Annotated in this window: 6 protein-coding genes; 1 reads left to right on the top strand and 5 read right to left on the bottom strand. The window is 70.5% G+C overall.

The window, feature by feature from the left end:
* The first annotated feature begins 83 nt into the window (after positions 1-83).
* The gene (locus tag ACYVNR_RS10320; protein ID WP_461047981.1) at positions 84-1,664 is read left to right on the top strand and encodes a serine/threonine-protein kinase; all 1,581 of its coding nucleotides are present in this window, start codon (positions 84-86) and stop codon (positions 1,662-1,664) included.
* A gap of 150 nt (positions 1,665-1,814) precedes the next feature.
* Here ACYVNR_RS10320 and ACYVNR_RS10315 read toward each other — a convergent pair whose 3' ends face one another.
* The 5 genes from ACYVNR_RS10315 to ACYVNR_RS10295 form a co-directional block, all read right to left on the bottom strand.
* Positions 1,815-7,655 carry a peroxidase family protein gene (locus tag ACYVNR_RS10315; RefSeq protein WP_461047980.1) on the bottom strand — a complete coding sequence of 1,947 codons (5,841 nt, stop codon included), beginning with the start codon at positions 7,653-7,655 and terminating at the stop codon, positions 1,815-1,817.
* 121 nt (positions 7,656-7,776) lie between these two features.
* A complete protein-coding gene (locus ACYVNR_RS10310) occupies positions 7,777-8,847 on the bottom strand; it encodes an AfsR/SARP family transcriptional regulator (RefSeq protein ID WP_461047978.1) in 1,071 nt (356 codons plus the stop codon).
* A 500-nt stretch (positions 8,848-9,347) separates the two neighbouring features.
* Positions 9,348-10,919, bottom strand: a complete 1,572-nt coding sequence (locus tag ACYVNR_RS10305; protein WP_461047977.1) for a hypothetical protein — start codon at positions 10,917-10,919, stop codon at positions 9,348-9,350.
* The gene (locus tag ACYVNR_RS10300; RefSeq protein ID WP_461047976.1) at positions 10,895-11,701 is read right to left on the bottom strand and encodes an ABC transporter ATP-binding protein; all 807 of its coding nucleotides are present in this window, start codon (positions 11,699-11,701) and stop codon (positions 10,895-10,897) included. The genes ACYVNR_RS10305 and ACYVNR_RS10300 overlap by 25 nt, the downstream gene beginning before the upstream one ends.
* 20 nt (positions 11,702-11,721) lie before the next feature.
* Complete coding sequence (locus ACYVNR_RS10295) at positions 11,722-12,375, bottom strand: MBL fold metallo-hydrolase (protein WP_461047975.1); 654 nt, start codon at positions 12,373-12,375, stop codon at positions 11,722-11,724.
* Positions 12,376-12,380: the final 5 nt, after the last annotated feature.

Here is a 12,380-nt window from a genome sequence, read left to right as displayed (position 1 = left end):
GTGGCGTCCGTCGCACGAGCTCGGAGCCCGACGACGCCCACCGGCCCGACCGACCACGAGACCCGAACTGGCAGGATGGCGACGTGACGGAGCAGCCTGACCTCCTCATCGCCGGACGCTACCGACTGCTGGAGCGCATCGGCGCCGGCGGCATGGGACACGTCTGGCGCGGACGCGACGAACGGTTGGGGCGCACCGTCGCCGTCAAGCTGCTGCACTCACCTGTCGGCCTGCCCGAGGCCGAGGCCGACACGGCGAGGCAACGGGCCATGCGCGAGGCGCGCATCACCGCACGCCTCCAGCACCCCAACGCGGTCCCGGTCTTCGACGTGGTCGACCACGAGGGCAGGCCGTGCCTCGTCATGCAGTTCCTGCCCTCGCGCAGCCTCCAGGACGTGCTGGCCGAGGCCGGCACGCTCCCCGTCGGCGAGGTGGCTCGCCTCGGCAGCGAGGTGGCGGCCGGGCTCGCCGCAGCCCACGACGCCGGCATCGTGCACCGGGACGTCAAGCCCGGCAACATCCTCGTCGGCGACGACGGCACGGCGCGCATCACCGACTTCGGCATCTCCCACGCCCTCGGTGACGCCTCGCTGACATCGACGGGACTGGTGACCGGGACCCCCGCCTACCTGGCGCCCGAGGTCGCCCGAGGAACCGCCTCGAGCCCTGCCTCCGACGTGTTCTCCCTCGGGTCGACGCTCTTCGCGGCCCTCGAGGGCACACCGCCCTTCGGGCAGGGCGAGAACGCCATGGCCTTGCTGCACCGGGTCGCCTCCGGCAAGGCCTCGGAGCCTCGGGCGAGCGCCCTGTCGCCCGTGCTGGCGCGGATGCTCGACGCCGACCCGGCGGCGCGGCCGTCGATGAGCGAGGTGGCGCGCTCCCTGGCCGACGTGGCCGCCGGGCGCACCGTCGCGTTCGATGCGGCGCCCGCCCGCACCCAGGTCCTGCCCGTCGCTCCCCCCGCCCAGACGCCCCGGTCGACCGCAGCCCCGGTTCCCGACCCGGCAGCACCGCCTCCAGCCGTGGCGTCGCCACCGCCCGCGCGGCCCACGGGAGCGCGGGAGACCTCGACGGGCGGCCCGGCCAGCACCCGACGCTCCCGGCCATGGCTACCGGCCGCGCTCGTCCTCCTCGTGCTGGCGGCCGGGGCCATCGCCTTCCTGGCCTCGCGCAACACAGGAGCGCCTGACGGCACCGCCGCGCCGCCGGCGTCCAGCTCGCCCACCACGTCGAAGCCCTCGCCGTCGCGCACGAGCTCACCCCCGACGAGCAAGGCGGCCACCTCCACGACATCGGCGCCACGCCCGACGACGAGCAGCACCGCCGCGCCGGCGCCGGTCAGCGCGCAGGACCTCGAGCGTGCGGTTCGCGACTACTACGCGCTGCTCCCGGACAACCGCGACACCGGCTGGCAGCGGCTCTCGCCCCGCTACCAGGAGACCACGGCCACGAACCGCGAGACCTACGAGGCCTTCTGGAAGTCGGTCGACAAGGTGAGCACCCGCCAGGTGAGAGGCACCGCCCCCGACTCCGTCACCGCGACCGTGCGCTACGACTTCGCCGACGGCCGACGCGTCGAGGAGGTCACCTTCTACACCCTGGTGCGCGACGGCGACGCCCTGCTCATCGACAGCTCGACCGTCCGGTCCAGCCGGCCCGCCTGAACGCATCAATTGCCATTGATCCTCCGAGCGTTCGACATTGTGCAGATGCGTAGGACGCACGTTCTCCGCGCGCCTGAGTGCCCCGGTCCAGGGACTCGGGGCACTCAGACGTACATGTCGTGATTCGGACCTATCGGGACGAGAACGGTCTCATCGGGCGATCACGATGTTCGAGCCTCCTGACATCGGGCCGGCACCGACGCGGTTCACGGCGACGACGCCGAACCGGTATCTGCCTCCAGCAAGCGTGAGAGTCGCTGAGCGAGCCGTGGACCCCACGGTCACCACCGTTGGCGAGCCGACACGGGTGACGCCGTCAGCGGCCATTCGGAATGCCGAAACCCGATATGCCGTGATGGGCGTACCTCCGGTGACCGTGGGTGGGCTCCACCTGGCAGCGGCGTTGACCACGCCACCCGCTGTGCCTGAGCTGGCCACACCGATGAGCGGAGCGCCCGGGACAGTCATGGGTGTGACGGCAGGCGAGGCGACCGACAAGGCGCTCGCTCCGAGAGCGTTGACCGCGCGGACCCGGAAAGTATACGCGGTCCCATTCACCAGTCCCGTCACGGAGAGCGTCACCGGCGTCCCGACCGTTGCCACGGTGCGGATGACCACGCCGGCGCGCAGCACCAGCACGTCGTACCGGGTCACGGCCGAACCACCGTTGCCTGCCGGTGCGCTCCACCTCACCACGGCCGAGGCGTTCCCGGCCGCAGCCGTCACTCCGGTCGGCGTGCCGGGCAGCCCGCGCGGGGTGACGGCGGGCGCTGCGACCTGCGCACCCGAACCAGCCGCGTTGACCGCGTTGACCGACAGCGTGTAGGTCGTGCCGTTCGACAGCCCGGTCTGCGTGCTGCTCGTGGCCGTCGGGGCGATGCCCGTGACCGTGCGCACCACGGTGGCTCCGGCCCTGATCACGACGGTGTAGCTCGTGATCGGGGCGCTGCCGTTGGGAAGCGGTGCCAGCCAGCTGATCGTCGCCGCCCCGGTGGTCGTCGCACCGGAGGTGGCCGTGGCGGTCACGGTCCGAGGTGCACCGGGCACGCCACCGATCGGGGTGACCGTGTTCGAGGTCACCGCTGTCGAGGGACCGAACGCGTTCACGGCGTTGACGGTGAACGTGTGCGCCGACCCGTTGGTGAGCCCGGTGGCCGTGAAGGTCCGCACGGTCGTACCGACCGTGTTCGTGCTGACCACCGTGCCTCCGCGGTTGACCACGACCCTGTAGCCCGTGATCGCCGAGCCCCCGTCACTCGCCGGTGCGACCCAGTTGACCGTCGCCTGCGCGTTGCCGGCGGTGGCCACGACACCCGTGGGTGCCCCCGGGAGACCCCGCGGGGTGACCGCGTTCGAGGTGCCCTCGGGGCCGTTGCCGAGCGCGGTGACCGCGCTCACCGACAGGGTGACGGTGGTGCCGTTGACCAGACCGGTGACCGTGCGGCTCGTCGCCGTCGCGGGGATGGCGGTGATGGTCTGGACCACGGTGGCGCCGTCGCGCACGACCACGGTGAAGCTGGTGATCGGTGAGGCGGTGGCGGCCGGAGCCGTGAAGGTGACCGTGGCTGTGCCGGTCGTGGTGGCACCTGCGCTCGCCGTCGCCGTGACGTTCGTCGGAGCGTTCGGGACCGTGAGCGGCACCGTCTGGTCCGAGAACTTCAGCAGCTCGATGTTGCGCAGCGTGTCGACACCGTCGCTGACCTTCTGCCCGACGACGTCCGCACCGGTCTGGGTGACCCGGACGCTCGCGAGCGTCGTGCCGGAGGCGGCGACGGAGGTGATGCTGTAGTTCGACAGCGGACCGCTGAAGACTGCAGTGTCACAGTTGACCGAGGTGGCCGTCGGAGCCGGCGTCGTGGCCGAGCAGTCCGGCGCGGCCGTGCCCGCGGTGACCTCGCGCACGGTGACGAGGTTGCCCGGGTCGACGAGACCGGCGAAGACCGCCTGCTGGAGGGTCATCCCTGCCGTGCCCGCACCGAAGGTGCCGGACTTGGCGGTGTTCTCCATGAGGTCGGTGGAACCGAGCTCGGCACCCGCGGAGTTGCGGACGCTGATGCGCACCGAGAGGGCCTTGTCGCCGTCGATGATGTCGTCGGCGCCACGTCCCTCGATGGTGTCGTTGCCGGCACCTCCGAGGAGGATGTTGCCGTCGCCCCAGACGTTCGTGCCGCTGAGGACCGGGCAGTCCTTGGAGGCCGATGCCGCGATGACGCCGGCGAGCGGAGTCGCCAGGGCCGGCAACAGCTGGTTCAGGCCGGCAACGCGGTTGACGCCGTTCTGGTCCAGCACGTCACAGCCGATGAAGCCGCCCCCACCGCGCTGGCTGGGAACGATGTCGTCGCCGCGCAGCTTGTCGTCGAGGTTGGCGCCGGAGAGGGCTTCGACCTCGTTGAACTTGTCGCGGACGCCGACCTGCAGGATGTCCAGCGGCAGGATAGGCAGAGCCAGGTCAGCGTCCTGCGGCTGCGGGTCGCTCTGACCGATCTCCCAGTCGTAGCCGGAGGCTCCGGCGACCTTCTCGATGCCGGGCCCGGCGACACCGATGTCGTCGCCGCCCTCCATGTCGTAGTCGTCGTCGCCGCCCTGACCGATGAGGACATCGTGCCCAGGCTTCTGGGAGTCATCCAGGAAGAACAGGTTTCCGCTGTCTCCCTGCAGGAGGTCGGGCTGGTCGCCGCCCTCTTGCCAGTCGTCCCCACTGTCACCGAACACGGCGTCCTCACCCTGACCGGCGATCACGAAGTCGTCACCGGCTCCGGCGAACGTCTCGTTGATGTTGGCGCCGCCGTTGGTGAAGTCGTTGCCGTCGCCGCCCATGACGATGTCCAGACCGGGGCCGGCGTCGATGGCGTCGTTGCCCGGACCGCCCTTGGGCACGTCGTCACCCGCGAGGTCGGTGATGATGTCGTTGCCTTCACCACCCAACGCGATGTCGGCTCCGTCACCGCCCTCGATGATGTCGTTGCCGGCACCGCCCCAGAACGTGTCGTTGTCGTTGCCGCCGTAGATGCGGTCGACGCCGGCCGTGCCGTTGTAGACGCTCTGGCCGTTGATACCGGCCGGGTCGACGGTGTTCCGGGCGCGGTACTTGATCGTGCCGTCAGGCATGCGGATCAGCAGGTCCGTCTCGCTGCAGTCCGAGCTCGGGTCGTCCGCCACGGTTCCACCGGACGCTGCGAAGCCGGCGGCGGTGCCCGCGAGGTTCTTGAGCTCGAACTTGCAGTCCGCAGTGGCGAACGCGTCGGCCTTCAGGCTGTGCGCGTTGGTGTTGCGCATGATCAGCTCGGCGAAGGAGTTTCCTTCGAGCTGCGCCCGGAGGTTCATACCCGGCGTGCGTGCCAGGTAGTAGAGGCGGTCACCGTTCTGCAGGTCGGTCAGCTGCTTCTCGAACACGTAGTTGAACGTGCTGCCCAGCAGTCCACCGAAGAGGTTGGTCCGCTCGGCCAGGCCGCCGACCCAGAGGTCGACGTTGTCCAGGCCGGTGATCGAGCTCGTGCCGGCGTTGGCCCAGGCGCCCGTGCTGGTCATGAACGCGGCGGCGTCAGCCGGGGGGACCTCCCCCGTGTTGGGGCTGACGATGAGGCGTGCAGCCTCCCGCTTGGCCACGACGGTCGTGGCCGCCGTGATCGTCGGGTGCAGGCCGTAGGCCGCCACGAAGTTCACGAGCGACTCCGGGTGCTTCAGGTTCTCGCCGAAGTCGACCCAGTTCACGTAGGGCTGCAGCTGGCCGTCGTTCGTCGAGTTGAAGATCTCTCGGCGCAGGACGTTCAGCCGCGGGATCCCCTCGGAACGCGCCCGTGCCATGTTGATGGTGGCAAGGTCGAGAGGCAGTCCCAGCAGGTTGTTGCGGAGCGTCTCCGTGACGAACTCGTCGAGCTCGTTGCCCACCTGGTCCGACATTCCCATGATGATGCTGCCGGCGGCCTCTTCCGAGGTCAGCGGGCCCGCGGGGCCGCCGTTCGTGTACTCCGGCGGGTTGAGGAAGCCGTCGAGCAGCGAGATGTCGTTCTGGCTGCCCTTGGTGTCGTCCGAGGTGCCGAAGACGCCATCGGGGCCGACGCCGTCCTCGTTCCGGCGAGAGATCGTGTCGGTCAGCATGGAGTGGCCGAAGCGGTACACCGCGTGGGCGAACTCGGCCTTGACGGCCGGGTTCAGCTCGGTCTGGGTGAAGGCGAACGGCTGGAAGGGGTTGATCGCGGGCTGGACCTTGCGCGCGAACTCCTCGAACACGAGGTGCTGGTACTCCATCTCAGTGATGAACCGTGCGGCCTGGAAGAGGCGCTCACCGTTCCAGCCGTTGGCGCCTGCGGCCAGCCTCCACTCGGCCAGAGCAGCCACCCCGCTCGGCGTCGTGTCGTTCAGCAGGACGTTCTTGATGCTGCCGACAGCCGGGTTGGTGTCGTCGCCGACGAGCCGGTCGTGCTCCGAGTGGAAGATCTGGTGGATCGCGGTCAGACCGATGTTCTCGTTGACGCGACCGTCACCGGCGATGAAGTGCGCGTTGAGCATCTCGTCGTCGTAGGTTCCGGGTGCCTGGCTCGCGAAGTCAGCCGAAGCAGTCGTGTCGGGGTCCGGTGTCGGCGCCACCGGCGGCGTCGCCGGGTTGCGGTCGGTGTCCTGCGGGGACGGGTCGGCGTTGTGCGCGATGTCCGTCAGGAACGGCGTGTCGAAGTACCGGACGTTCGCCGGGACCAGCGTGCCGGCGCCGCCGTTGTCGGCGCGGTTCGCCTCCACCATGCCGGTGGACGTCACGAACTGTGGAAGTCCGCGCGCCGGGCCGGGGATGAACTTGCCGTAGGGGTCTGTGGCCAGCATGGGGACGTTCAGGACGTCCTTGTCCAGCAGCTGGATACCGAGCAGCGCCGAGGCCTGGGCCTTGGTCGTGGCCCAGGTCGCCATGCCGCCTGCCGTGGCTCCGGCGGGTCCGCCGAGCAGCTTGCCCGTCGAGACCGGCCTGCCGTTGGCGTTGTTGGCGTACTCACGCAGGAACACCTGGTGCGAGGCGTGCGAGGTGTAGGTCTGGCTCTGGTCGACCCAGGGCGAGTCCGTGTTGTTCGCGTCCTGGACGTCGTCGAGGCTCTCGTCGACAGGCGTGGCGGGGTTGTCTCCCAGGACACCGTCTTGTCCGGGCTGGTTCTGGGCGCGGGTCATCACCATGAAGGCCTGGCTGGCGGGCACCTCGTCGCCGCTGCTGGGCTTGCCGTCCGGACCGAGGGTTCGCAGCGGGTCGTCCGCGCGGAGCGGGACGAAGACCGTGCCACCGCCCTTGACCGTCTGGTCGACGCCGTGGTCGAAGAACTGACCGAACAGCGTGAACATCGAGTTGTAGGGCGGGGACAGCCCGACGTCCGTCGTGACGTTCGGGATGAACAAGGTGGTGTGCGACGGCACGCAGTCCGCGGGCACGCCGACCACAGGAGGCGTGGCCAGCGGATCCGGGTCGGTCGTGCACGGGACGACACCCGTAGAACCCTGCGTCCGAACCGGGTTGCCGGCCGCGGCGACGGCTGCCGGGTTGGTCGAGGTCTGGTCCACGATCAGGTTGCTGACCACACGGGGCTCGGAGTCGAAGACGTTCCCCTTCTTCTGGGCATACGTCGACGGAGTCGTCGGGCCGAAGCCGGCAGGTGAGTTCTCCGCCGCCTTGAACACCGGCGTGGCGAGGCGCGGGAACTTCTGGTCCGCGGCGCCGAACGTCTCCTGGCCCGGCTGCAGGTTGTTGCACGAGCCGTCGACGGTGCGCAGACCGAACGAAACCAGCGGACTGGCAATCTGATCGGGCCCTGTGCCGATGAGGGTGTCGCACGGGTGCGCGGGTGACAGCGTGGCCGCATGCCTCTCGGCGATCTTGATCTGCTTGAGGATGTACGCCAGGTCGGACGGCGACACCGTGAAGCCCTCGCCGACGGGTGCTACAGCGGCCTGCGCCATCAGCGCGGCCGACGGGAAGAGCATCGCGACGGGAATGGCGATCGCCGTTCCTGCGGCCACGCGCCGGAAGCGCTTGGCCTTCGTCGGATGCCACGCCGTGCCCCCATGTCGACGCACACCCCAGAGGGACCGCGTCTTCGGCACTCCGGGCGACCTGCCAGTGATCCAGTTCATGGCATCCCTATCTCGTGAGAACTGCTGGGTGAAGTTGTGAGTTGGTGACAGAAGGCGCCGGTCGGCGTCCACGGGTGAGGTGCCGGACGCGCGCAGCGCTTCGCGTCGTCACGGCGTCGGAGCGGGACAGCCCCCGCAGCAGGGCGTCGATGGTGCGCCGGGCGTCCTCGACGGACGGCCCGCCACCGGCGGGCACCGGCAGACCGGCGACGGCGGAGGCGGGTTCGCCGGTGATGGTGACGTAGAGGCAGATGACCGACTCGATGAGCAGGGCCAGGTCAGGGGCCGACTCGGACGGTCCGCCCAGCAGCCGCGTGTAGATCTCCTGCAGCCGCGGGCCGGGCTGGCAGCCGAGCTCGGCGGCGAGGTGCCGGCGACACTGCTCGTAGGAGCGCAGGCCGTCGGCGTGACGTCCCTGCACCTCTGAGCTGCGCAGCAGCACCCACCACGCGCTCTCGTCGAGCGGGTCGAGGTCGATCGCGGCGCGCGCCCACGTGGCTGCATCACCGGGCGCGACGTCGACGACCTTCTCGGCCGCGGCGACCAGCCACGCTCGCACCTGGCTACCGTGTCGCCACCGCGCGTCCTCGAGCCACGCAGCGTCACCCTCTCCCGGGAGGAACGGGCGGACGAGCTGCGCGAGGGACGGCCGGAGCTGGACGAGCGCCGCCTCGGTGTCCACCTGGGACAGGGCGCGCTCGACCACCCGACGGTGACGGTGCAGGTCGAGGTCGACGATGTCGGCGTCCAGGCGGTAGCACCCCGACCCGGTCTCGATGGGACTCCACCTCGGGGCGCCAGTAGGACGCAGGCGCTTCCGCAGCAGGCAGATGTAGGTCTCCAGCGTTGCGCCACAAGCAGATCCGCGCTCGCCGGGCCACAGCATCGAGATGAGCTCGTCCTTCGCGACAGGCATGCCGTCTGCGAAGAGCAGCGCGAGGAGCAGGTGTCGGACCTTCGTGCCGCCGATGTCCCGGGGGCCCATCTCGCGGTCGTCGACGCGCACGCTCACGCCACCCAAGAGCTGCACTGCGATCAGTTCCTGCATGTCGATCGCATCGCTCGCCACTGCGCTCATCGGCCCTCCCCGCCCATGTCGCCCGGACGGCGTCGTCCGGTCACCCCTGGGGCGTGGCCGACCTGGGTCGGCGACTCCCCCGGTCCGGGTGGCGCGTGGTGCGCCGCCGAGGACCCTCGACGGGAGGCATGCAGGGCACAGCGTCACGTGTGGCGATCGACAGTGTCAGGCACTGTCGGACCGTCGACGCATGACGCCCCGGGCTGTTCCTGGAGGAACGGCATGGCATGACCCATCGTCCGCGCGCACGTGTCTCCCCCACGGCTGCTCACGGTCTGGGCGTCGCCCCCGCGACTCGTTCCCCCAGGGAGCCCAAGGCCCCTCTGTCCCCCGGTTCCTCCCTTGTTGTTGTCTGCTCTGCAGTGTGCTCCCAGTCACATCACAGACGATGCAAAACAAGAAAATTGCTTCGCCTGATCAGCGCCGGATCGGTTGTGCGAGTGAACAATTCGGACATTCGGTGCGCGGACGCGCACGCTGCCCACGGTTGCGGGCCGGATTCAGGCGTGACGCAGCGAGGACAGCAGCTCCGGCGCCCGCCGGTCGTAGATCCGGGCCCCCGTCCTGGCGCCCAGGACGGCGGCCGCAGCCCCGACGCCGGCGCCGACCAGGGCTGCACCCCAGGCGACTCCGGCCACGCCTGACCATGCGGCCCACGCGAGGGCCAGCGCTGGGGACGACATGACCAGCGTCGCGACGCTGGCGACGGACTGGGCCGCGACCGCGATGCCGGCAGCGCCCGGCGGGGTGCCGAACGGGCTCGCCCCGGGCTCGGGCACCGGATAGGGCAGCACGACGCTCATCACGCTGGAGACCCCGAGACCGGCACCCAGCAGAGCCGCCGAGACCCCGAACGCGGCCGGCGCAAGGCCCCAGTAGCCGCTCACACCGACCCCGACCACGGTGTAGGGCGGCACGAGCGCCAGGGCGAGCAGCAGGTCGGGGAGGGCCCGCCCGCGACGGTCGTCGGTGCCGGTCGTGCCGGCCACGACGTGCAGCCACAACGCGTCGGAGTCGTAGGACACGGCGTTGTGGCCGCTCCACCCGATGAGGAAGGCGAGGAGCGGGCCCATGAGCAGCGGCGGCCACGTCAGGTCGCTCGTGAAGAAGGGGATGAGCAGTGCCAGTGGCAGCACGGGCGTCATCGCCATGCTGGTCTGGTAGCGCGGGTCGCGCCTCCAGTAGGTGAGGACCCTCGCGGCGACGGCGCCCGATGGGGTGCCGGGCAGGCGGGCGAGCAGCCCGATGTCGTCTCCGGCGGCGGCCACGGAGTCGGATCGCGACACGGCTCGGGGGTTCTCCACCTGCACCCGCAGCACGCGCGACCAGAGGACGAAGACGAGGGCGAGCAGCCCTGTGGCCAGGGCAAGTCGGACGCCGCCCAGGAGAGGCCTACCTGCCGCGACGTCACCCGGCGCGGCCCACGCCCACCCGAGCGGTGACCAGGCGACGACGCTCGCTGCTGAACGGGCAGCCGGCCCGAGCCCGCCGCCGAGGTTGGCCAGGATCGCGGTCGCGGGCGCGACGAGTGCGAAGAGGACGAGACCGAGCACGGCCACGATGTCGCGGCCGCGACGGCTCGACAGGGCGTTGGTGAGCGACGCGCAGACCCATCGGCTCGTCGTGATCGCAGTGAGGAGCCCGACTGCCGTCGACGCCACGGCCACGAGCGTGGACGCCACCGTCTGCGACCAGGCGACGACGACTCCCACCGACAGCACCATCGAGGCGATCGACGGCAGGCTCACGAGGGCCGCGAGGACCAGCCCCACGGCGAGGTCGCTCTGGGGAACGGCGAAGGTGGCGAACCGGCCGGGGTCGAGGGTTGGGTCGGAGCCGAAGGAGAACAGCGGCAGGACCGTCCAGAGGACGGTGCCGGCCGCCCCGGCGAGCGGGACCACCACCTGCGCCGCGTCGAGCGAGCTGCGGAACGAGGCGAGGATCAGCGCGAGACCCGCGACGAGGACGGAGAAGTAGACGATGCCCACGACGGCACCGATGGCCTGCGTGCGGCTGCGACGGAAGATGTTGCGCAGCAGGGTCAGCTTCAGTCGGAGGAGGTGCGCAACCACGACAGCCCCACCACCTCGGTCGAGCCGCCGACGAGGTCGACGAACCTCTCCTCCAGCGACTGGGCCCCGCGGACGTCGTCGAGCCCACCAGCTGCGAGCACGACGCCCTCGGAGATGACCGCGACGTGCGTGCAGGTGCGCTCGACGAGGTCCATGACGTGGCTGGAGAGCACGACCGTGCCGCCGGACTCGACGTAGCCGGTGAGGATGTGGCGGATCGTGGCCGCCGAGATCGGGTCGACGGCCTCGAACGGCTCGTCGAGGACCAGCACGCGCGGGCCGTGGACGAGCGCCGAGGCGAGCGTGACCTTCTTGGTCATGCCGGCCGAGTAGTCGACGACGAGCTTGCCCTGCGCGTCGGCCAGCCCCAGGGCCACGACGAGCTCGGCCGCCCGCTCCGACGCGAGCTCACGCGACAGGCCGCGGAGCAGGCCGGCATACGTGATGAGCTGGAGCCCGGTGAGGCGGTCGAAGAGCCTCAGCCCGTCGGGCAGCACGCCGAGCAGGCGCTTGGCGACGACGGGGTCGGCCCACACGTCGTGGCCCAGCACGAACGCCTCTCCCGCGTCGGGCCGCAGGAGCCCGGTCACCATGGACAGCGTCGTCGTCTTGCCCGCACCGTTGGGTCCGACCAGCCCGAAGAACGACCCACGGGGAACGTCGAGGTCGATGCCCTTGACCGCGACGACGTCACCGAACCGCTTGCCGAGGCCGCGCATGGCGATGGCTGGGCCTTCGCTCGGGCTGCCTTGCGGCGCAGGCAGATCCGACGTGTCATCCATGGGCTGTCGCGAGGGTGCCGTCAGAACGTCGCCGACTCGGCGTCGCGCAGCGGGGTGTAGGTGAGACCGTCGACCCCGGCGAACTGCTCGATGTGGCCGGAGTACATCCGGTGCCCGACGTCGCTGAGCAGCGCATCGTGGATGGGGATGAACACCTTCGGCGCGATGCGACCGACGAAGGCGATCGAGTCGCGGCTCGCCGCCCACGGGGCGTTGAGCGGGTGGGCGAGCACGTCGACGTCGCCGGGCTCGCCGTCGTAGGCGTCACCCGGGTGGAACAAGGACGGCTCGCCGTCGGCGCGCAGCACCACACCGACGTTGGGGATGCGGGGCATGTCAGGGTGGTTGAACGCGTGCAGCTCCCCCACCGGCGTCACCCGCACGTCACCGACGGCGAAGTCCTCGCCCTGCCTCGAGGGGACGACCGCGAGACCCTCGACGCGGAGCTTCTCGGCCGTCAGTGGGTCGGTGTGGACGGTGGCCGACGGGTTGGCTCGGACGAGGGCCGCCGCCCGTTCGGGGTCGAAGTGGTCGGCGTGGTTGTGCGTCACGAGGATCGCGTCGAGGTCGATGAGCTGCTCGAACCCCGTGGAGAAGCTGCCCGGGTCGATCAGCAGGCGCCGGTCTGCGATCTCGACGAGGAGACAGGCATGTCCGAGATGAGTCACGCGCATGGCTC

It is taken from the genome of Terrabacter koreensis (assembly GCF_054783315.1).
The sequence above is the reverse complement of the archived record's forward strand: the minus strand, read 5'-3'. Positions and strand labels throughout refer to the sequence as shown.